The organism is Wolbachia endosymbiont (group A) of Hedychridium roseum (genome assembly GCF_964028325.1).
Classification (GTDB): domain Bacteria; phylum Pseudomonadota; class Alphaproteobacteria; order Rickettsiales; family Anaplasmataceae; genus Wolbachia.
In genome coordinates this window covers 581750-602342 of sequence record NZ_OZ034755.1, presented here as the reverse complement: position 1 = coordinate 602342, position 20593 = coordinate 581750, and the positions used below count along the sequence as shown (strand labels likewise).

At 36.7% G+C, this 20593-nt stretch carries 20 protein-coding genes and 1 tRNA gene; 17 read left to right on the top strand and 4 right to left on the bottom strand.

Translation table 11 applies throughout. The features are described 5' to 3' along the window. Nucleotides 1-63 precede the first annotated feature (63 nt). Nucleotides 64-729: a hypothetical protein gene (locus ABWU23_RS02865; RefSeq protein ID WP_353270767.1), complete on the top strand. Its 666-nt coding sequence runs from the start codon at nucleotides 64-66 to the stop codon at nucleotides 727-729. A 348-nt stretch (nucleotides 730-1077) separates the two neighbouring features. On the opposite strand, the gene ABWU23_RS02860 is transcribed toward ABWU23_RS02865, so the two are convergent. Beyond that, nucleotides 1078-2094, bottom strand: coding sequence for a substrate-binding domain-containing protein (locus tag ABWU23_RS02860; protein ID WP_353270766.1), 1017 nt, complete (start codon nucleotides 2092-2094; stop codon nucleotides 1078-1080). Between the two features lie 115 nt (nucleotides 2095-2209). On the opposite strand from ABWU23_RS02860, the gene ABWU23_RS02855 reads away from it, so the two are divergent. Both ABWU23_RS02855 and dcd read left to right on the top strand, forming a co-directional pair. Further along, entirely contained in the window at nucleotides 2210-2371 is a 162-nt protein-coding gene (locus ABWU23_RS02855; protein ID WP_264688080.1) for a hypothetical protein, read from the top strand. A 175-nt stretch (nucleotides 2372-2546) separates the two neighbouring features. Further along, nucleotides 2547-3104 (top strand): dCTP deaminase, encoded by a 558-nt coding sequence (gene dcd, locus ABWU23_RS02850; RefSeq protein WP_353270765.1) that lies wholly within the window; start codon nucleotides 2547-2549, stop codon nucleotides 3102-3104. A 5-nt stretch (nucleotides 3105-3109) separates the two neighbouring features. On the opposite strand, the gene ABWU23_RS02845 is transcribed toward dcd, so the two are convergent. Further along, nucleotides 3110-4120, bottom strand: coding sequence for a hypothetical protein (locus ABWU23_RS02845; RefSeq protein WP_265045446.1), 1011 nt, complete (start codon nucleotides 4118-4120; stop codon nucleotides 3110-3112). Between the two features lie 434 nt (nucleotides 4121-4554). Here ABWU23_RS02845 and ABWU23_RS02840 point away from each other — a divergent pair, with 434 nt between their 5' ends. The 6 genes from ABWU23_RS02840 (at nucleotide 4555) to ABWU23_RS02815 (ending at nucleotide 11009) form a co-directional block, all read left to right on the top strand. Then, nucleotides 4555-5421, top strand: coding sequence for a hypothetical protein (locus ABWU23_RS02840; protein WP_353270764.1), 867 nt, complete (start codon nucleotides 4555-4557; stop codon nucleotides 5419-5421). After that, nucleotides 5418-7268 carry a glycoside hydrolase TIM-barrel-like domain-containing protein gene (locus ABWU23_RS02835; RefSeq protein WP_353270763.1) on the top strand — a complete coding sequence of 617 codons (1851 nt, stop codon included), beginning with the start codon at nucleotides 5418-5420 and terminating at the stop codon, nucleotides 7266-7268. The genes ABWU23_RS02840 and ABWU23_RS02835 overlap by 4 nt, the downstream gene beginning before the upstream one ends. Before the next feature lie 2 nt (nucleotides 7269-7270). Next, entirely contained in the window at nucleotides 7271-7753 is a 483-nt protein-coding gene (locus ABWU23_RS02830; RefSeq protein ID WP_353270762.1) for a hypothetical protein, read from the top strand. 410 nt (nucleotides 7754-8163) lie between these two features. Continuing rightward, nucleotides 8164-9348 carry a multidrug effflux MFS transporter gene (locus ABWU23_RS02825; protein ID WP_253309931.1) on the top strand — a complete coding sequence of 395 codons (1185 nt, stop codon included), beginning with the start codon at nucleotides 8164-8166 and terminating at the stop codon, nucleotides 9346-9348. Between the two features lie 57 nt (nucleotides 9349-9405). Beyond that, nucleotides 9406-10824, top strand: coding sequence for an ankyrin repeat domain-containing protein (locus ABWU23_RS02820; protein WP_353270761.1), 1419 nt, complete (start codon nucleotides 9406-9408; stop codon nucleotides 10822-10824). 41 nt (nucleotides 10825-10865) lie between these two features. Then, complete coding sequence (locus ABWU23_RS02815) at nucleotides 10866-11009, top strand: hypothetical protein (protein ID WP_353270760.1); 144 nt, start codon at nucleotides 10866-10868, stop codon at nucleotides 11007-11009. Between the two features lie 693 nt (nucleotides 11010-11702). Here the strand turns inward: ABWU23_RS02815 and ABWU23_RS02810 are convergent. Next, nucleotides 11703-13847, bottom strand: a complete 2145-nt coding sequence (locus ABWU23_RS02810) for a transketolase family protein (RefSeq protein WP_353270759.1) — start codon at nucleotides 13845-13847, stop codon at nucleotides 11703-11705. A 113-nt stretch (nucleotides 13848-13960) separates the two neighbouring features. Between ABWU23_RS02810 and rpsD the strand changes: the two genes are divergently transcribed. The 8 genes from rpsD (at nucleotide 13961) to ABWU23_RS02770 (ending at nucleotide 18805) form a co-directional block, all read left to right on the top strand. Beyond that, on the top strand, nucleotides 13961-14575 hold the full coding sequence (rpsD, locus tag ABWU23_RS02805; RefSeq protein WP_265016347.1) for a 30S ribosomal protein S4: 615 nt from the start codon (nucleotides 13961-13963) through the stop codon (nucleotides 14573-14575). 10 nt (nucleotides 14576-14585) lie between these two features. Next, a tRNA-Leu gene (locus ABWU23_RS02800) sits at nucleotides 14586-14672 on the top strand. Nucleotides 14673-14702: 30 nt separating this feature from the next. Continuing rightward, nucleotides 14703-14897, top strand: coding sequence for a Fe-S cluster assembly protein IscX (gene iscX, locus ABWU23_RS02795; RefSeq protein WP_253308941.1), 195 nt, complete (start codon nucleotides 14703-14705; stop codon nucleotides 14895-14897). A 478-nt stretch (nucleotides 14898-15375) separates the two neighbouring features. Beyond that, nucleotides 15376-15717: a DUF721 domain-containing protein gene (locus ABWU23_RS02790; protein ID WP_182182927.1), complete on the top strand. Its 342-nt coding sequence runs from the start codon at nucleotides 15376-15378 to the stop codon at nucleotides 15715-15717. 37 nt (nucleotides 15718-15754) lie between these two features. Continuing rightward, nucleotides 15755-16069, top strand: coding sequence for a 50S ribosomal protein L28 (gene rpmB / locus ABWU23_RS02785; RefSeq protein WP_006279619.1), 315 nt, complete (start codon nucleotides 15755-15757; stop codon nucleotides 16067-16069). Then, nucleotides 16062-16925, top strand: coding sequence for a lipoyl synthase (gene lipA / locus ABWU23_RS02780; protein ID WP_264732375.1), 864 nt, complete (start codon nucleotides 16062-16064; stop codon nucleotides 16923-16925). Before rpmB ends, lipA begins: the two co-directional genes overlap by 8 nt. 60 nt (nucleotides 16926-16985) lie before the next feature. Next, entirely contained in the window at nucleotides 16986-17702 is a 717-nt protein-coding gene (ubiE, locus tag ABWU23_RS02775) for a bifunctional demethylmenaquinone methyltransferase/2-methoxy-6-polyprenyl-1,4-benzoquinol methylase UbiE (RefSeq protein WP_353270758.1), read from the top strand. Then, entirely contained in the window at nucleotides 17699-18805 is a 1107-nt protein-coding gene (locus ABWU23_RS02770; RefSeq protein WP_253308944.1) for an FtsW/RodA/SpoVE family cell cycle protein, read from the top strand. The genes ubiE and ABWU23_RS02770 overlap by 4 nt, the downstream gene beginning before the upstream one ends. A gap of 643 nt (nucleotides 18806-19448) precedes the next feature. Here ABWU23_RS02770 and ABWU23_RS02760 read toward each other — a convergent pair. Next, complete coding sequence (locus ABWU23_RS02760) at nucleotides 19449-20585, bottom strand: ankyrin repeat domain-containing protein (RefSeq protein ID WP_353270757.1); 1137 nt, start codon at nucleotides 20583-20585, stop codon at nucleotides 19449-19451. Between the last annotated feature and the right edge of the window lie 8 nt (nucleotides 20586-20593).

The following is a 20593-nucleotide window of genomic DNA, read 5'->3' as shown; positions in this document are numbered from 1 at the left end:
TGGGTTGATGGAGACGTAGATGCCTTTTTAGTTTATCCTCTGGAAGTTAAATATAGTAAAGAATTGAACCAAGAAGATGTGGAAAAGATAAAAGAAATCTTTGAATTAATGTTTAATGCTGCTTCTCCACAGCTCCTTGGGTATGAGCACCGTGGAAATAACTATGTAATGAGTAAACTTGTAAAGGCACAAAAACGTTTTGCTAAAATACCTGGAGTAGGTGAGCAATGCTTTCAAGATTTGATTCAAAAATTTGAGGAAAAACTTAGTAAAGATACACTAGATAATGCCAAGGCTGATGATCAGATAGCATGGGATAAAGAGTATGCGACTCGATTTTCACAAGAAATCAATCATGATCTGTTTGAGAATGATGAACTTAATGCTTGTATAGATGACACTGATCTAGGTCAAAACCCAGTAATTAACACCGCAAACCCTGAATTAACAAATGAAGCAGATAACAAAACCCCAGAAAAGAACGATACAAACTTCTGGAGTGAACACAAAGGGAAGATTGCTCTAGGTGTTACTGGACTATGCGTAGCTGGTGCTGTTGCAGCCTATGTGCTAGCGTATCCTGTAGTTGCACTGGCTTTAACAGTTTTGGCAGCAGTTATATTAATGGGTGCTGGTATTGCTAAGTTTTGTGAGAAATCAGAAAGCCCAAATACGAAAAGCTCGGACCCAGATCTTTCTCAGTGTTGCAACAAAACAAGAACTGCCTAATTAGTAATCCATTGTCATCCCAGCGCGCTGCGCTGGGGTCTGACTACGCTAGACAAAGAATATGTATCCGTTCAGGAAAGCGACAAAATAAGGTAGACAAGGTAGTATAAAAAGATAACCATAAAAGTGAGTTTACAACAAATGGTGTCATGCCAGTGCGTGACACTGGCATCCAGTTGAGCTATTTCAACAAAAATACTGCATTTGAGGTGAACTTTTTTCTCACCAGGACCATTATCTATTACACTTATTTACGAGTATAATAATTAAAGTCTGGATCCCAGTGTTACGCACTGGGATGACAAAAAAAGGAGGCTGCTTGGATGACAGGAGAAGGAAGTGTTGCCGTCACGTTATATCATAAACCTTTGCTGAAGCTTTCTTTATATATTCACTTGAAAGTGGGATTAGACCAAGCCTAGATAGGTACCCATCTTCAATGCCGATCGAATCTATAATTTCTTTTATGAATTCTCTTAATCCATCAACAGTATCCAGGTGTTCTTTCTTTATATAAAGGTATAGAGGTCTTGCTAATATATATTTTCCCGATGATATATCTTCGTAAGTTGGCTCAATTCCTGCAATTGTGCTCCCTTGTATTTTATCTTGATTCCTCATTAAAAAGCTAAAACTAAATATCCCTAAAGCGTTCTTGTTACTTTTCAATTTTTGTATTATTATGTTTTCATTAATTCCAACTTCTATATACCTTCCGTCATCCCTTATATTACCACATGCTTTCTTTCTTTCTTCCTGATCTTTATAATTCTCTTTGAAAATTCTCGAGTTCATGCATGAATATTGATTGAACATAATAGAATTAACCAAAGTTTCGTATGTGCCTGTATTTTGATGTGGACCATAAATTTCAATTTCTGTTTTTGGTAAGGCTTGATTTACATCAGACCAAAACTTCTTATTATTTTTTACTAATTTATCATTTTCTTGAGAATATGCAGATAAAGTTTCAAATAAGTCCTTTTTTGTGAAATCAAATCTATGGCTTTGATTTGAATTTGCAATGACAATTCCATCATAGCCAATGATGATCTCTATCACTTCATTAATTTTATTTCTTTTACATAGTTCTCTTTCTACTTCCTTCATAGGGCGAGATGAAGTGGTGATGTCTGGCGTGTCTTCCCCTATTCCTGAGCAAAACATTTTGAACCCTGATCCACTTCCTATCGATTCCACAACTGGAGTCTTAAAAGAGAATACACGATTGAACTCCTCGGCTACAAATGAGATAAAAGGAAAAACGGTTGAAGATCCAACAATTCTGATGTATTTCCTGGCATCAGCATTTGACAGCGGCGTGAATAATACGAATACAAAAATCAGGAGAAAGTTTCTAAGCATTATTTTTAGTTAAGAACATAAATCTAATTATTGTAATAAAAAATCAAACTGAAAAGCTTTAATTTTCTCTTGTGATTGACCTATAGCTAATCCAATTGACCGCTATTTCAATTGCATGAACATTGTAACAATGGTGTCTGCAAGCAGCTTACTGTACGAACATTGTGATTTGAGAGCAATTTCCACTAGGAGGATGTCATCCCAGTGCCCAGACACTGGGATCCAGTTCTTATTACCTGGTGTAAAGTTAAGTTTTCTGGATTCCAGACTGGAATGACATCATTTACCATGTACAATTTGTTAGTTAATAATCCATTGTCATCCCAGCGTCATGCGCATAATTGTATGAACATTGTGATTTGATACAAGCTACTTGCATGACAAAAGCTACAGTTTACATTTAAATTTTATTTTATATTATTGTAAGTATTACACAACTTTAAGGGGCAATTATGGCAGTTATGCCAGATAAATGGATCAGAGAAAAAGCTGAAAATTTTGGAATGATAGAGCCTTTTGTGGATCACAAAAGCAGCAAAGGTGTTATATCTTTCGGACTATCGTCTTATGGGTATGATGCAAGAGTGGATAATAAATTTAAAATTTTTACTAACGTTAATTCAGCCATCGTGGACCCTAAAAATTTCTCTGAGAATAGTTTTATAGATAAAGAAACAGAAGTATGCATAATTCCACCAAATAGCTTTGTGCTTGCAAGCACAGTGGAATATTTTCGTATACCAAGAAATGTACTGGTCATTTGTGTTGGTAAATCAACTTACGCAAGGTGTGGAATTATAGTAAACGTTACTCCCTTAGAACCTGGATGGGAAGGTCATGTCACACTCGAATTCTCAAACACCACCCCACTTCCTGCAAAAATTTACGCTAATGAAGGCGCATGCCAATTCGTATTTTTAAGCGGCGAAAGTGAGTGTGAAAAATCATATGATGATATGAAAGGAAAATATATGAATCAGCATGGTATCACTTTGCCGCTGGTAAAGTGATTACTTTAGGTAAAGCAAGATATTGTGCTATTGTACTGAAGATTACTAAGATAAGTTTTAACTAATTTGTCGCATTCTTTATCACCTAAAACTGCACGTGCAGAGTGGTTTTTAAATGACTCTACATAGCTTGAAAAGAAATTTGTAGAAGGATTACTTAAAGCTTCTGCAACTTCTTTTTTTTCTTTATCATTGGAAAGCTGATTAAATAGTTCTTCTCCCTTTTTTTGCAGCTCATTTTCAAATTCCTGCTTTATAGTATTCTTATCTGCTTTTTGCAAGAAGGAAAACTCTTCAAAAATGTACAAGGAAGAGACAATACTGTTGAAGGTACCAGTAAAACATGCACTTGAACCACGACCACCACGCACTCCGTATTCTGTTTGCGATTCTACTAAATGTTTAACCAGTTGATATTTTCTCTGTGATATGCGGGTATTAATATCTATATTATGATCAGCATTTGCTCTAGTTTGATCGTTGCAATCCTTCCAAGCTAAATTTAAAACTTGCTTCAATGTTAACCCGCTTCCACTATGTGTATCAGGGTTATTTTTTATACGCTCCAAGCACTCAAGTGCATGTTTTTTCTCATCTTCTCTAAGTTGATCTTTATCTGCAGCTTTTTGTGTGCCATTTGCTATGCACTCTAACTGATCAATAAATCCTTCTATTTCCTCTATAAACTTATCATCAACATCAGGCTCGCCATAGTTTTCTTTTAGCTTTTGAACGTTAATATTAATTGCATCATTTACATTAGTATCATGCGTTGTTTGTGGGATACGTGCTGCCTCCATAAATGCTTCAGTTCTTTTGCCTCCTGCAAAAAGATATAGCTTACTCAATACCTTAGCGATTAAGAAAAACACCAGGGGAGGAATAAAAAATATTATAAAAAGTACTACAAATAAACCTGTGATTAGCCACCTTACAGGAGCTAGCAGAATTTCTTTTGCTTTTTTTAATTTTGACGGTCTTTGTATGTTGTCTGGTGTATTTACTACTGCTGGCATAATTAGTTTAAGTTAGTATCAATATTTTTAATATACTATATTTTTTCTTATTTTGTCAACTCAAATTTCTACTTCCGCACTTTTTCATTGTTGCTTACAATAATTATAGCTACACGATTTACTCATGTGCTTTTCTTAATTAAAAACTTCAACTATTCATTGTAAGCTATTGAATTTCCTACTATTTAGTGGCAAATTGTCATCCAAGTGGCTGTAAAACGACAAATTCGTCATTCCGCTACTAGTTAGTGGAATCTATACCGCGAATGAATCGCGGTATGACGTTTCGCGGCGGCATAACGATAAGCTCGTCATCCCGCTACTAGTTAGCGGAATCTATGCTAAGAGATACCGCGAATGAATCGCGGTATGACGGTTCGTGGCGGCATGACGTAGAGCCTACATTAACTATAGAAACAAAAAGGAGGATTATCATGTCTACAATAGTTTTATCATCAATTTTTGGTCAAGCAGGCAGCATTTTTGGTCCAATTGGCCAGATTATCGGCTCAGAACTCGGTGCTCTTCTTGGTGCGCAGCTTGATGGTGCGATGTTTAGCCTTGATGCTGAGCAGAAAGTAACGCATGGTGCGAGACTAAAAAATCTGCAAGTTCAAACCTCAACCTATGGAAGGACGATACCAATTATCTATGGCACTGCTCGCATTGCAGGGAACATTATTTGGTCACAGCCAATAAAAGAAGAGGCGATAACCACCAAAAGCAAAATTGGAAGAGGTATGAATGTTGAGTATAATTACTATGCAACGCTTGCAATTGCGATCTGCAAGGGGAAAGTAGAAAAATTAAACAGAATCTGGGCAGATACAACATCACTTAGCTTTGATGAAATAGATTATACTTTTTACCGCGGTACAGAAGACCAAAATCCTGATCCATTTATGTCGTCAATCGAAGGTGTGCCGGCTTATAGGGGAATATCTTACATAGTCATCAAGAATTTTCCTTTAGCAGACTATAATAACCGCGTTCCGGTATTCACATTTGAAGTGCAGACTATATTAAAGCCTAGCGGATTTTCAGTAGTAGAAAATATTCAGAATATCAATATAATACCAGACTCAGGAGAGTTTGTATATGATACAAAAATACAGAAGAAAATCGCGCAAGAGAAAATAAGCAGCAACCAATATATCCCATATGGGCTGGCACAAAGGGTAAATCATAACAACCACACTAAAAAGAGCGATGCAGTGCTTTCTTTGGATCAATTAAAGGGAGATTTACCAAATGTTGAGTGGGTATCGGTAGTAGTCAATTGGTTTGTGAATGATCTGTGAACATTAAAGATTGTAAAATATACCCTGCAGTTGAATTTCAAGATGATTCCGCAATATTACCTGATGATTGGCAAGTAGGAAGTAGTACCAGAGATGATGCTCAGCTAATTTCAAAAGACGATAATGGAAACCCAAGATATGGTGGCACAGTTAGTGATTCAGCGCTAATAAGATATATAGAAGAGCTACACAGCAGAGGCTACAAGGTGATGCTCTATCCGATGCCCTTACTTGATACAAAGAACAAAGAGTGGCGAGAAAGATTGAGCGGGACTCCTGGGGATATAAGTGATTTTTTTAAGAATCAGTACAACAAATTTATAGAGCATTATGCAAGCATTGCCAAACAAACTAAAGTGGAAGGGTTTATCATTGGTTCTGAATTTGTTGAACTTACCAAAATCAGAGATGAAAAAGGTAATTACCCTGCAGTGGCAGAGCTAGTTAAGCTTGCAAAGCAGATAAAACTTGATCTTGGAAAAGAAGTAACAGTAACTTACGCTGCGGATTGGAGCGAATACCACTCATATGATGGTTGGTATAATATGGATGAACTGTGGTCTTCACAGTACATCGACGTTGTTGGCATAGATGCTTATTTTCCACTGACTGATGGTCCAGAGCCTCCTTTTGGCTATTCTGCGGAAGATGTAATGGGTGGTTGGAGCAGTGGAGTGGGGTATGATTATTTCTATGATTACTCAAAAAGTGAGCCTGAAAAAGTAAAGTATAACGACAGCAGGTATGCGTGGAAAAATATAGAGAAATGGTGGAGTGAAACTCACATAAACCCCGGTGGTAGTAAAACAAAATGGCAACCAAAAATGAAAAAAATATGGTTTACTGAATATGGATTTCCCAGTATGAACGGCTGCACTAATGAGCCAAATGTGTTTGTTGACAAAGGCAGCATAGAGAGCAAATATCCACGATATTCAAACGGAGAGGTGAGCTTTCTTTCACAAAAAATTGCAATTGAAGGAACGCTAAAGAAGTGGCAAAGCTCAGAAATGGTAGAAAAAATGTTTCTCTGGGCATGGGATGCAAGGCCATTTCCTTACTTTCCCAATTTGTGTGATGTGTGGACTGACTGCCATAATTGGCAGACAGGACATTGGATTCAGGGAAAGCTTTCACAGCTTAATATTTCCGATGTTTTATTGGATCTGTTACAAAAAACAGGTTTAAAAAGCAATCAGTTCGATACAGGTGGCGTCAAAGGGTTATTGTCTGGATATGTAATAAATGACCAGCAACCCGTACGTTCAATTATTAAAATGCTGCAAAGTTGCTATTTTTTTGATGTGGTTGAGCAGGGCTCTAAACTGAAATTTGTCCAAAAGGGCAGGGGAGTTACAACTGTAATGCCAATTGGTGAAACGGTTTTCAGTAACAATTCAAAACTTGTTAATATTAGTCAACTGGATTTAAACAATAAAGTTAACGTCGTTTATTTTAATCGCAATTTTGGCTATCCAATTGATGTTAAATATGCTGAGTTGCCAAAGCAAGGCACTGCTGCAACAGTTGAAATACCGCTCATTATGGAGGAGGGAGAGGCGCAAAATATAGCTGAGGTTTTACTTTATTCTTCGTGGCAAGAGAGAAATATATACAATTTCAAGCTGCCGATAAAATATGCGTGGCTTGCGCCAAGTGATGTCATAACGATTTTAGACGGTGAGAAAAAGCATACGGTGAGAATTATAAAAACAAAATTTGAAAGCATGTCCATTCAAGTAAGTGGTGTTGGTTATGACAGCTCCATATATAAGCTTTCTTTTCCTTCAACAAGGTCTCTTATGCTGAAGGAATACCCTCCTTCTCATATCAGCAAAACCACGTAGAAATGATAGATTTACCGCATGTTAAAGGTAATATTGCAAGCTTTACTTTAATTGGTGAGGAAAGGAATTGGAAGGGAGCAACGCTCTTTATTTCGTACAACGATAAGGATTATAAGCCTATCGCAAGCACAAATAAACAGTCTACTTACGGATATGTAATGGAATCTACCGATGAGGGGCTTGTAATAGTATTACGTTTTGGTAAGCTGCTAGGAATTATCGATTCAAATTCAGCATTAATCGGAAAAGAGATAGTGAAATTCCAGAGTACTAAACTCATAGATAAAAATAAATATAAGCTTAGCAACCTAATTAGAGGGCAAGAAGGTACTAAAGAGTATGAGCATACAGGAGGTGAGAAATTTACCTTACTTGATGATTCAATAATTTCTTTTGAAGTGCAATCAGGGAGAAAATTTTACCTCAAAGCAGTGACTTATGGTGATTCGTTGGATAACACGGAAGCAAAGGTCCTGAACAATTGATGCTCAGTATTTAAACTTAAACCTGAATAATTGAAGATAAGATATTGAAATTCAGGCTTTTTATGATTTTAGCTTAAGATTCCAGTGTCAAAGCACATAACTGTACGAACATTGTGATTTGAATCCACTAGGAGGGTGTCATTCCAGTCTGGAATCCAGCTTTTTCATAATCATCAAAACGTTGTATAAAACGGCTACTTTTATGCTTACCAACTTAATAAAATTCCTGGATCCAAGTAGTCAAGGCACTGGGATGACAAAGGAGGACAGTGTCCGCTACTCGAATGACATCGTTTACTATGTAACATTGTACTTATACTAATGAAAAAAATATATTATAATCAAGTATATTTAATCCAGTCAATCATTAAGTGAAAACAGCTCTTTCGCAAAATATCATCTCTCTTATTATGATATTGTCTGTAGCAATTGTCGATATGGCAACTGACCTATACTCAGTTGCACTACCAAGCATTGCCAATTATTTTAAAGTAGAAGGCAGTGTAGTGCAGCTTACAATTAGCTTGAATCTAGTTGGATTTGCAGTATCTGGATTAATTTATGGTCCATTATCGGACCATTATGGTAGGCGTCCAATGATGCTGATTGGTATGACAATTTTTACTTTAGCAAGTATCATGTGTTATATAGCCGACAGTATTGCGCTCTTGATACTAATTCGCTTCATACAAGGAGCAGGGGCAGGTGTTGCAGGTGTTGTTGGGTATGCAGCAATAAGGGATATGTACTCGGGTAGTGAATACTCGAGAGTAATTTCAAAGTTAAATATGGTAGTGGCACTCTCACCTGGAATAGCTCCAGTGGTGGGCGGTTATATAATTTCACATGGGTATAGTTGGAAATTTTTGTTTTTTATTATATCACTTGCGGCAATTGCTATGCTTATTTTTATTTACTTTAAGTTACAAGAAACACTCATTGTGAATAAAAATGAAACCAGTATAACTAACATAACTACTAATATCTTCAAGCAATACATATCAATATTTAGAAATTATCGTTTCCTTGGGTTTTCAGCCATTCATGGATTAACTTTCATGTGGCTTTGGGCATATGTTGCTAACTACCCGTTCATATTTGAATCAATGGGCATTGAAGTACAGTATTTTGGCTACCTCATATCGATCATAGTCATATTTTACATAATTGGAACTTTAATTAATAGAAGGTATGTACCAAAAGTAGGGGTTAGCAAAATGCTAATAATAGGTTTGGTGTTACCGATAATATCCGATAGTTTATTGGTATATTTTTATTTCGCGGACAAGTTAAATATATTAATTCTTCAAGTTGCCTGGATTCCAGCCAATATTGGGCTTGCATTAGTAATCAGCAATAACGTAACTTCTGCTTTAGAAACGATCAAAGGTATAGGGCTTGGTAGTGCAGTCCTCTCATTCTGCAATATGATGTTTGGGGCTATTGGAATATATATAGTAGGAAAATTTTTTCGCTATGGCATTTTACCAAATTTACTATTAACAATAATATGCTCTACAATTGCAATTCTTATGTACAGCCTGCTCAAATATACTGAAAAACATGGGCATTATTTGCGTGATCCAGGAACATAAAGGTCATAGATTATTAACGGCTTTGCCGTGATAATATAATTTTACAGGAGGTGTGGGATGAGTGATGTAAATGAAGATATAGTAACAGATAATTTTGGAAATACTCCTTTACATTGGTCTGCTCTAAATGGCGAAAAAGATGTAGTAAAAGCCCTATTGGATAAAGGGGCAAATGTTAATGCAAAAAATAATAGTGGATGTACTCCTTTACATTGGGCTGCTGAATATGGCAAAAAAGATGTAGTAAAAGCCCTATTGGATGAAGGGGCAAATGTTAATGCAAAAGATAATTCTGGAAAAACTCCTTTACATGAGGCTGCTCTAACTGGCAAAAAAGATGTAGTAAAAGCCCTATTGGATAAAGGGGCAAATGTTAATGCACAAAATGATGAAGGAAAGACTCCTTCCAATTTAGCCACTGATGAAGGAATACAAGATCTATTGCAAAGCGTAAAAAAGGCCAATGATAAACTGCTTAAGGCTGCTGAAAACGGTAATATTGATGATGTAAAAAATCTGTTGGGTAAAGAAGGAAAAGCACAGGTTAATGCAACAGATGATTCTGAAAATACTCCTTTACATTTGGCTGTTGAAAAGAATGACAAAGAGGTAGTAGAAGCCCTACTGAAAGTAAATGGGATCAATGTTAATGCACAAAATAAGGGTGGATGGACTCCTTTACATTTTGCTGCTGGAAATGGCGAAAAAGATGTAGTAAAAGCCCTATTGGATAAAGGGGAAAATGTTAATGCACAAAATGATAAAGAAGAGACTCCTTTACATTTTGCTGCTCGAAATAACAACAAAGAGGTAGTAGACGCTCTAATAAAAGCAGGAGCAAATATTAATGTAAAAGATAAAGATGAAAAAACTCCTTTCGATTTAACTACTAACGAAGAAATAAAAACTCTATTTCAAAAAGCCGCAGAAAGCCCTGATGCTGGTTTAATTGATGAGCCATCGACGGATAGTAAAGGGGTTCAAGAAGAAGATGCTGGTACAGAAAAGAAAGAAAAGCAAGAAGGTGATGCTAAATCAGAATCAGACATTGCAGAAAAAGGAACTGGTGTAAGCAACGGTAGTCAACCTACAGGACCTACACAAAATAATGGAGGACAACCCACCACCAGTGCAGGACAAGGAACTGGTGTAAGCAACGGTAGTCAACCTACAGGACCTACACAAAATAATGGAGGACAACCCGCCACCAGTGCAGAAAAAGGAACTGATGTAGCAACCGGAAGTGCACAGCCTATTGCTCCCATAGAACCTGCACAAACAGAAGAACAGCCGAGCTCTTTTTTTGGTAGTTTGTTTAGTATACTTATGAAGCCTTTTTCATTAATTGCATCATTTTTTGGTGGGGTTTTTTCATGGTTGTTTGGGTCTGATGAGCCAATACAATCATCATCTGAATCTGACCAACCAGTTGTGTTAGAACCACCGAATAGTTCAGGAGACCATGACATAATATAGCTAAAGGTTTACTAGATTCCAGCGTCACGCGCTGGAATGACATGGTGGGATGCATCCAAGTAGCTGACACTGGTTTCCATCTAAGAGGGCAGTGCCCAGGCACTGGTTCCTTTATGACGGTGTCATCCCAGTACCTTCTCCTGTCATCCCAGTGCGTGACACTGGGATCTCATTTTACTTTATGATGATGTCATGAAAGTAGCTGACATTGGGATCCAGAAGACTTAATTTCAACCAAATAATAAAGGCTAGATCCCAGTACCTTCTCCTGTCATCCCAGTGCGTGACACTGGGATCTCATTTTACTTTATGATGATGTCATGAAAGTAGCTGGCACTGGAATGACAGCAGTCCTACGTCATACCGCCGCGGTATCTCTTAGCATAGATCCCGCTAACAAGTAGCGGGATGACGGTTGTCGGTGAACCTAAGTTACTTTAGCTACAAACGTTAAGAAATTTACCAAACGAAAAAAAAGGCAAAAGAAGCCCTAGTCATTGTCTACTTTCAGTATTGGCGTTTTTTAAGTCTTAAACACTGCAATTTAGCTGCTTTTAAATGCAACTCACCTTTGTTTAAATGTTTAAGAAATTTACTAAGCAGAAAAAAAGGCAAAGAAATCCCGTGTTAGCTAGTTGTCACTCTCTAATCCTGCAAATTGGCGTACTATACTGTCTTAAACGACTTATAAGCGCGTTTCAGCTTGTGTAGGTAAAAACCTAGAAATGTTGTGAAGACATAAGGTGCACATAGTGCAAAAAATTAAAAATAAGACGCCAACTACGTTGTTTTCTTGCTGTTTAATCTGCACAGATGAAGAATAACTGAATACCTTCAGTTTCATGATAAAGGGGCTGGCAGAGTTTGTCAAGTGGTTTCTATTGAATATATACAGTGGAATGATAAAATTCACACACACATTTTACTACGTGATCAGCGCTGATATTAAAATGCTCATAAAGTGTTTTATAAGGTGCTGATTCTCCAAAGCTTTTCATGCCAATAAATATACCGTTTGAACCTATATATTTATGCCAACCCATTTCACTTCCAGCTTCAATTGCAACTTTGATGCTGTCATTATTTAATATTGCCGCTTTATATTCATCACTTTGCTCATCAAAAAGTCTCCAGCATGGCATAGAAACAACCCTTGTACCTATACCCTTTTCCTGCAATTTCTCCCTTGCTTCAACTGCAATTTCAACCTCGGACCCCGTAGCAAATATTGTCACTTTTAATTCTTTTGAACATTCACACAAAACATATGCACCAAACTTCGATAGATTAGCAGATTGATCGATATCAAAATAGAATTTGCGCATGTAACTTACGTTTTGCCTTGAGAGCGCAAACAGTGCAGGTGATTCTTTTTTTTCGAGTGCAATGCTAACACACTCTAGAGTTTCAACTGCATCGGCTGGCCTAAAAACATATAGATTTGGTATAGCACGAAGAGAGGCTAAATGCTCTATTGGTTGGTGAGTTGGGCCATCTTCTCCCACTCCAATTGAGTCATGAGTCATCACATAGATAACCTGCTGTTTCATCAAAGCTGAAAGACGTATAGCAGGACGACAGTAGTCGGAAAATACCAAAAAAGTGCCACCATAAGGAAGAATCGCGCCGTGAAGTGCCATACCATTCATACATGCTGCCATAGCGTGTTCTCTCACTCCATAGTGGACATAAGAACCACTATAATTATTACTATCTATTACCTGCATGTGCTTATATTTAGTGCAATTTGACCCAGTAAGATCAGCAGAACCGCCGATTAATTCCGGCATATGTTGTGTTAAAAGTTCCATTACCATGCCGAAAGAAGAACGTGTAGCTTCGTTTGGCATTGTCTCGTGTATTTGTTTCTTCAAGTTAGCCAAAACATTATCGATATTGTCTGTTAGACGTTTATCTAGCCGTCTTTGAAGTTCTTTATTTTCACTGGATTCCAGTTTCAAGCACTGGAATGACACCGAATTGCTGTTATCTGGCAGACGCTCATCTAGTCGCCTTTGAAGTTCTGCATGATATCCTGTCATCCCAGCATTCTCTTCTGTCATCCCAGTGCTTGACACTGGGATCCATTCTTTTTCTTCTTCACTGGTCACATGCTGGAATGACAATGAATTGTAATTTTGCCTTGCTCTCTCAACAGTTTTCTTCCAGGCGTTTTTCACATCTTCTGGCACATGGAATGGCTCGTAATTCCAGTTTAATTTCTCTCTCATCTGTTTGATGTCTTCCTCCGAAAAAGCACCACTGTGAGCAGAGGATGTGCCAGCACGGCTTGAAAATTTTCCGATAATAGTTTTGCAGCAGATCATTGTAGGTTTATCAGACTTTTTTGCTTGCTCTATTGCAAGGGATATGGCATCAAAATCATGGCCATCAATTTTGTCAACATTCCATCCATACGCTAAGAAGCGTTTCTCTACATCATCAGAGCAGGAAAGGCAAGTAGCGCCATCTATAGAGATATCATTATCATCAAAAAGGGCTATTAATTTATTCAATTTAAGATGCCCAGCAAGTGATGCTGCTTCATGGCTTATTCCTTCCATAAGACAGCCATCCCCTAGCATTACGTAAGTGTAGTGATTGATTCTGAATTGCTTTTTAAGGATTGATTCAGCAAGTGCCATGCCAACAGCAGCGGCAAACCCCTGACCGAGCGGGCCTGTTGTTGCCTCTACCCCGGAAGTCAAGCCAAACTCTGGATGACCTGGGGTCTTGGATCCCATTTGCCTAAAGTTTTTTAGCTCATCTATGCTAGTATAACCTGTCAAATATAATATTGAGTATAGTAACATTGACCCATGACCGTTTGATAAAACAAAGCGATCTCTATTGAACCATTTAGAATCATCAGGATTATGATTCAGATATTTAGCAAACAAAACAGTTGCAACATCTGCCATGCCAAGTGGCATACCTGGGTGTCCAGAGTTTGCTTTTTGTACTGCATCAATTGATAAAAAACGGATGGCGTTTGCCATAGATTCCAAATGTGAATGATTCATGTGTTAATAGAAAAACTTAAAAATGAAGTATAAAAGATTATATCAGCAAAAACAAGTTGACACTGAATGCTAAAATCCTTAATAATCTAAAGTTAAATCGTGAGAGTTTTTATATGACAACTGTTATCACTAGAAAGTATAGGATTAGCCGTAGACTTGGTGTAAATTTATGGGGTAGAGCTAAAGACCCAGTAAACAAAAGAAAATACCCTCCAGGTCAACATGGTATTCTTGGATTCAAGAAGTTATCCGACTTTGGTAAGCAGTTTGCTGCGCATAAGAAATTTAAGTTTTACTATGCGATTTCAAGTAAGCAGCTCAGACGTACATTTTTAGATGCTTATAACAGAAGGGGTTATACGGCTGATAATTTTATCGGTATTTTAGAATCAAGGCTCAGTTCTGTTTTATACCACTCTGGTCTTGTGCCAACAATTTATGCAGCGAAGCAGCTCATATCTCATAAGCACGTTACAGTTAATGATAAGGTGGTCAACATATCGAGTTATCGAGTGAAACCAGGTGATATAATAAAAATAAGAGAAAGGGCAGCAAAAATCCCTGTAGTAGTAGAGGCTGAACAAAAACAAGAGCGCAAGGCTCCGGATTATTTAGAGACAGATAGTAAAGAGCATTCAGTGAAGTATTTGAGGTCACCTCAATATTCTGAGGTTCCTTATTCAGCAGACATGGAAGTCAATTTAGTAGTAGAGTTTTACTCTAGATAGATAAAAAAAAGCCCGTGTGGCGGAATCGGTAGACGCAGCGGACTTAAAATCCGTGGGTTTTGCGACCTTGGGAGTTCAAGTCTCCCCATGGGCACCAATTTAACTTAGCAGATAAATACAAAAAAGTATGAAATGGCTTGATATAGAAGATATTGTAGAAGCTCTAGAGGAAAAATTTCCAGATGAGAATATAATTAATATCAGATTCACTGAGCTTAAAAAAAAGGTCTTGAGTTTAGAGGAATTTGATGATGATGAAAAACGCTGTAACGAGAAAATACTCGAAGCCATTCAAGCAGCTTGGATTGAGGAAAGATCTTAACAAATAAGAAATAACTATCGCTATTAAAAGTTAGCGCGTGACGCTGGAATCCAGAAAAAAAAGAAAAATGGATCCCAGTATCAAGTACTGGGATGACAACAAAAAAGAAGGAGTCTAAAATTCGGACACCGTATATCATTCATTTTAGACAATACTGTACTTTTTAAATCTAATTTAAAATTCACTCAGGTTAATAATAATTTAATTAATTACAATTAAAACAGCTAGAAGGTTAATTATGAGGCAAAGATGGCAGCACAAAAATTTTTGGATGGAACGTGATTACGACTTGCCTGACAAGTGCTACGTTGAGATAAATTTTACATAAAAATACTGCTTTTTACGGTGTGAGGCTAGAGGTTTGTAAAGTAGTTAGAAGGTTGTCATCCCAGTGTTAGCTACTTGGATTTGGCACTGAGGAAATCGAATGTAGTAGTAAACCTTACTTATTTAGTTATACTAGAAACAAAACAGAAAAATGCTCAAACGTAGCGGTCCAAAAAAATTAAAGTCTATAATTGAAAATTACGCATTAAAATGCATGAAAAATAAGATTAGCAAAAATGAAATACGTCTGATTTTAAACTGGCGAAATATAGTAGGGAAAGAAATAGCAGAGTGTACAAAACCGAAAAAGATCTCATATGCACAGAATGTAAATTCTGGTGTATTGCATCTAGTAGTAACAAATGGCAGTAAAGCATTAGAAATTCAGCATATGATTTCTCTTATAATAGAAAAAATTACGATATTTTTTGGCTACAAAGCAGTATATGGTATAAAAATTAAGCAAGAGAGTATTGACTATTTGACTATATAAGGTAATCTAAGTACATAGAATAATTTGGTATATTGAAGTGAGTAGAGTTTGTGAATTAACAAATAGAAAAAAATCTTTTGGTAATAAGGTATCACATTCGAATCGTAAAACAAAGCGTACCTTTCTTTTAAATTTACATAAGGTTACGTTGACAAGTGATATATTGAATAAAAAGTTTAGATTTCGTGTGGCAACAAGAACTTTGAGAACTATAGATTACAAAGGTGATTTAGATGCTTTTTTGCTCAACACAAGAACGATTAAACTAAGTGAAAAAGCGCAGAAGATAAAAAGAAGGTTGAAAAAAGTTTTAGTAAAGCAAGAGGTAGAGTTAGCCGTTTCAGATGCATAGCAAACCTCAATGGCTCAGAGCAAAAGCTCCGACCGGTGAAGTATTCAATGAAACTTTAAACATCGTTAAACTGCATAACTTACATACGGTATGTGAAGAAGCTGCATGTCCAAATATTGGTGAATGTTGGAATAAACGTCATGCTACTGTGATGATTCTTGGTTCTGTTTGTACTCGTGCTTGTGCATTTTGCAACGTTGCAACTGGCATTCCTGATAAACTAGACCCTCATGAGCCAGAAAATTTAGCAAAAGCGATAAAAAAGTTAAACTTAAAACATGTTGTCATTACCTCTGTTGATCGTGATGATTTACCAGATGGTGGCGCAAATCAGTTTATACAGTGCATAGAAGAAATTAGAAAGATAACTTCAGAAACAACAATAGAGATTTTAACTCCTGATTTTTTAAATAAGAAAGGAGCATTTGAAGCAATTGCTGTTGCATCACCTGATGTCTATAACCACAATATTGAAACAGTGCCGAGATTGTATGCAAAAATAAGACCACGAGCTCGCTATTTTCATTCACTATATTTGTTGAAGATGGTAAAGCAGATTAATCCTAAAGTTTTCACAAAGTCAGGGCTTATGGTTGGTCTTGGAGAAACAAAAGAGGAAATACTTCAGGTTATGGACGATTTGCGCAGTGCTGAGGTTGATTTTATTACAATTGGTCAATATCTACAACCAACTCCAAAACATGCAAAACTTGATAGGTATGTTACCCCAGAGGAATTTGAGCATTATAAATACGTTGCTTACTCCAAAGGTTTCTTAGTGGTTGCATCAAGCCCACTAACTCGGTCATCATACCACGCTGAAGAAGATTTCAACAGGCTCAAGGCCTGTCGTTGACATTTGTGTTAATTCAAATTAATTTTTACTAATTATAAAGGAGTTGAGCGACTTTACGTAATGTCTACTATAAAAATCGAGAAGAAATCACAATTAGTTAAAGAGGTATTCGATTCCGTGGCAAGTCGCTACGACACCATGAATGATATAATGAGCCTCGGAATGCACAGATTATGGAAAGATAAGATGGTAAATAGTGTGCATTTTACAAAAAACTCTAAGATTTTAGATATTGCTGGAGGAACTGGAGATATAGCAATAAGAATAGTAAGAAAAGAGCCAAGTGCTAAGGTTACAGTATGTGACATAAATCAAAATATGCTAAGCAGAGGACGTGATAAAGCTATAAATTCAAACCAAATTAATTTTGATTGGGTATGTGCGAATGCAGAAAGTTTACCATTTGAAGACTCCGAATTTGATTATTGCACAATAGCTTTTGGCATTCGAAATGTTTCTGACCGCAAGAAGGCTTTAAATGAGGCGTACAGGGTATTAAAACCACATGGAAAATTTATCTGCTTAGAATTTGCCCCTATGCACTATCAAAATGAGATATTTACCAAACTTTATGACTTATATTCATTTAAAGTAATTCCTAAAATTGGCAGCATAGTTGCTAAAGACAGGAGTTCTTATGAATATTTAGTGAAGAGCATTAGAGAGTTTCCAACTCAGGCTGATTTTAAAATGGAAATTGAAGAGGTAGGCTTTAAGAATGTTGAGTTTCATAATATGAGCTATGGAATAGTGGCATTACACATTGGAACAAAATGAATATTAAATTCTGGTATAGAACGCTGGATTATTATCTCATCCTTCCAGTGTTTTTTTTGCTCACTATAAGCTTCATTCTTGTTTATTCAGCAAGCCCTGTAATTGCGCAGCGTCTTTCTTTACCACAAGATTATTTTATACGGCGCCATACAATTTATATAGTCCTGTCACTAATTACCCTGGTGACATTTTCTTTTCTCAACACAAGAACTATACTTAACCTCTCATTCGCAGGTTTCATTTTATTTACTATTTTAGTGGCAGTTGCGATAATACTTGGTATAGAGGTAAAAGGTGCGAAACGATGGTTACATATTGTCAAAATTTCAGTTCAACCATCTGAGTTCGTAAGGCCATTTTTTTCTGTTGTTATAGCTAGTATCTTAGCCAGCGGAATGAAGTTTAAAATGCACATATCAATCATAATATTTCTGTTAGTTTTTGTGTTGTTACTTTTGCAACCTGATTTCAGTATGTCCATGCTTTTAACATATTCTTTTATTGGTCAAATGTTTATTGCATGTATACCACTTTTATACTTTCTATGCATAATAGGAATGGCCACAACTGGAACTACAATAGCTTACTTATGCCTCCCACATATAAAGCAAAGGATTTACAATTTTGTCTTTTTTACGCAACGCGATAACTTTCAAGTCACAAAATCATTAGAAGCATTCAAAAGAGGTCAATTAACTGGAGTTGGACCTGGTGAAGGTAGCGTAAAAACCTCTCTTCCTGATTGTCATACAGATTTTGTGTTTTCTGTTTTAGCAGAAGAATTTGGTTTGATTACGTGCTTAGCCACATTGATGTTATTTGGCATCATTTCCGCCCGCTTGCTTTACGTTGCATATAGAGAAAATGAATTATTCAATCTATTGGTGATTCTTGGTATCTCAATTCAATTCATCACACAATTCATAATAAACACAGGGGTAACATTGAGTGTTTTTCCCACCACCGGCATAACCCTGCCACTACTTAGCTATGGTGGTTCTTCTCTTTTATCTTCGAGCATCGCACTTGGCATAATGCTGTCTTTCAGTAGAAATCAAGCTATCGCATTAAAGTTTCGTGAGCGTGTTATGCTTGTGGACTAGTGGTCACCCGCTCACAACTATTATTGGTATCCCTCCAAAATGGGTATCTGTTCAGATGAGTGGCAAGAGATATTATGAAATCTGAAAGAGTTATGCATAGCTGTACAAACATTCATTTTTGAAGACAGCAAATGGTGTCATTCCAGTCTGGAATCCAGAAATTTTGCTTATAACTGAGCTGATGAGCTAAAGGTAGTTGTCTTACGCTAAAACAAACGTTTTTAATTAAGTTGCATAGAACCAGTGTCTGGGCACTGCCCACTGGTGGCCCAAACTACAACGTTCGTACAGTTGTGCGTGGCGCTAACACGTAGCGGGATGACAGCAGTCCTACGTCATACCGTCACGGTATCTCTAGATCCCGCTAACACGTAGCGGGATGAAGGTTGTCAGGGTGTCATCCAAGTAGCCTCTTTCTTGTCATCCCAGTGCCCAGACACTGGGATCCAGGAAACTTAATTGCAAGTAATGCATTGGGTTTGGTGAGTATGGGTTTTGCGTTATAGAATGAAGCACTTTTGGTGAATTTGTAAAGAAAACTGGATTCCAGACTAGAATGACACCTACAGACACTCCACTTGTTATTCTAACGCGTGACACTGGAATCTAGATAACAATTAGACCATATTGTCAAGCAATAGGATTACATAAAATACCCTGCATATATTTTCTGCTCATTTGGTGGGCCTTGTTCTTCTTTCACTTCTTCTACTTTAGTACTAGGTTTTAACATCATATATGTGATACCACCAACTGCTAGTGCTGCTGCTGCAATTGCAACCACTGCTGTTACTATAGGTATTAACTCAACTGCAACCGTTCCGGTTACAAAAAGTGCCACTGCTACAGCAGTGCCTAATACTGCGACTGCACCACCTGCAAAAACACCTTTTTTAATCGCTGATGTAGGTTGTTTTTTTTCTGTTTCTTCCAGAAGAGGTGTTGTATCCTTATTATCATCCTTATCTTGCGGTAAATCGTTTTTTTCTTCGTTTAGTTTTTTTAGCTGTTTTTCTTCTTCTTCCAGAAGCTTCTTTATATCACCAGTTCTAGCTAAATCTCTTGGAGTTTTTCCAGAATTATTCTTTAATAAAAGATCTGCTCCTTTTTTTAATAGAACTTTTACTATATCTATATGACACTTGTAAGCAGCCAAATGTAAAGGAGTCCATCCATCTTGATCTTTTGCATTAACATCTGTTCCTTTTGCTATTAGAACTTTCACTGTGTCTACATGACCATTTCTAGCAGCCAAATGTAAAGGAGTGTATCCATCTATATCTTTTGCATTAACATCTGCTCTTTTTGCTATTAGAACTTTTACTGTATCTATATGACCATTTCTAGCAGCATTATGTAGAGGAGTACTTTTAAAATTATCTTCTGCATTAACATTTGCTCCGTTTTGTATTAGAGCATTTACTATCTCTATATAACCTTTGTTAGCAGCATCATATAGAGGAGTACTTTTAAAATTATCTTCTGCATTAACATTTGCTCCGTTTTGTATTAGAGCATTTACTACATCTGCATGACCATTTTTAGCAGCTAAATGCAATAACATAAATCGATCATATGCTATTAATGTATCATCTAATGTATCATCTTCAATTTCAAATAGGTAATCTACATCAAAACCAGCTTCTTCCCATTTCTTATATTCTTCTGGATATTTCTTTAATTCCTCTTTTATTTTGTCAATTACGTTGTCTTTACTTAAGCCTTCCTCCTTATCAACTGCGCTTAACATTCTTTTCCACTGCTCATAGTTCATTGTCATAATTTTAC

Coding starts and splice junctions, on each gene's coding strand:
- ABWU23_RS02860 (WP_353270766.1), bottom strand. CDS start 2,094: ATGCTTAGAAACTTTCTCCTGATTTTTGTATTCGTATTATTCACGCCG.
- ABWU23_RS02855 (WP_264688080.1), top strand. CDS start 2,210: ATGAACATTGTAACAATGGTGTCTGCAAGCAGCTTACTGTACGAACAT.
- dcd (WP_353270765.1), top strand. CDS start 2,547: ATGGCAGTTATGCCAGATAAATGGATCAGAGAAAAAGCTGAAAATTTT.
- ABWU23_RS02845 (WP_265045446.1), bottom strand. CDS start 4,120: ATGCCAGCAGTAGTAAATACACCAGACAACATACAAAGACCGTCAAAA.
- ABWU23_RS02840 (WP_353270764.1), top strand. CDS start 4,555: ATGTCTACAATAGTTTTATCATCAATTTTTGGTCAAGCAGGCAGCATT.
- ABWU23_RS02830 (WP_353270762.1), top strand. CDS start 7,271: ATGATAGATTTACCGCATGTTAAAGGTAATATTGCAAGCTTTACTTTA.
- ABWU23_RS02825 (WP_253309931.1), top strand. CDS start 8,164: ATGATATTGTCTGTAGCAATTGTCGATATGGCAACTGACCTATACTCA.
- ABWU23_RS02820 (WP_353270761.1), top strand. CDS start 9,406: ATGAGTGATGTAAATGAAGATATAGTAACAGATAATTTTGGAAATACT.
- ABWU23_RS02815 (WP_353270760.1), top strand. CDS start 10,866: ATGGTGGGATGCATCCAAGTAGCTGACACTGGTTTCCATCTAAGAGGG.
- ABWU23_RS02810 (WP_353270759.1), bottom strand. CDS start 13,847: ATGAATCATTCACATTTGGAATCTATGGCAAACGCCATCCGTTTTTTA.
- rpsD (WP_265016347.1), top strand. CDS start 13,961: ATGACAACTGTTATCACTAGAAAGTATAGGATTAGCCGTAGACTTGGT.
- iscX (WP_253308941.1), top strand. CDS start 14,703: ATGAAATGGCTTGATATAGAAGATATTGTAGAAGCTCTAGAGGAAAAA.
- ABWU23_RS02790 (WP_182182927.1), top strand. CDS start 15,376: ATGCTCAAACGTAGCGGTCCAAAAAAATTAAAGTCTATAATTGAAAAT.
- lipA (WP_264732375.1), top strand. CDS start 16,062: ATGCATAGCAAACCTCAATGGCTCAGAGCAAAAGCTCCGACCGGTGAA.
- ubiE (WP_353270758.1), top strand. CDS start 16,986: ATGTCTACTATAAAAATCGAGAAGAAATCACAATTAGTTAAAGAGGTA.
- ABWU23_RS02770 (WP_253308944.1), top strand. CDS start 17,699: ATGAATATTAAATTCTGGTATAGAACGCTGGATTATTATCTCATCCTT.
- ABWU23_RS02760 (WP_353270757.1), bottom strand. CDS start 20,585: ATGACAATGAACTATGAGCAGTGGAAAAGAATGTTAAGCGCAGTTGAT.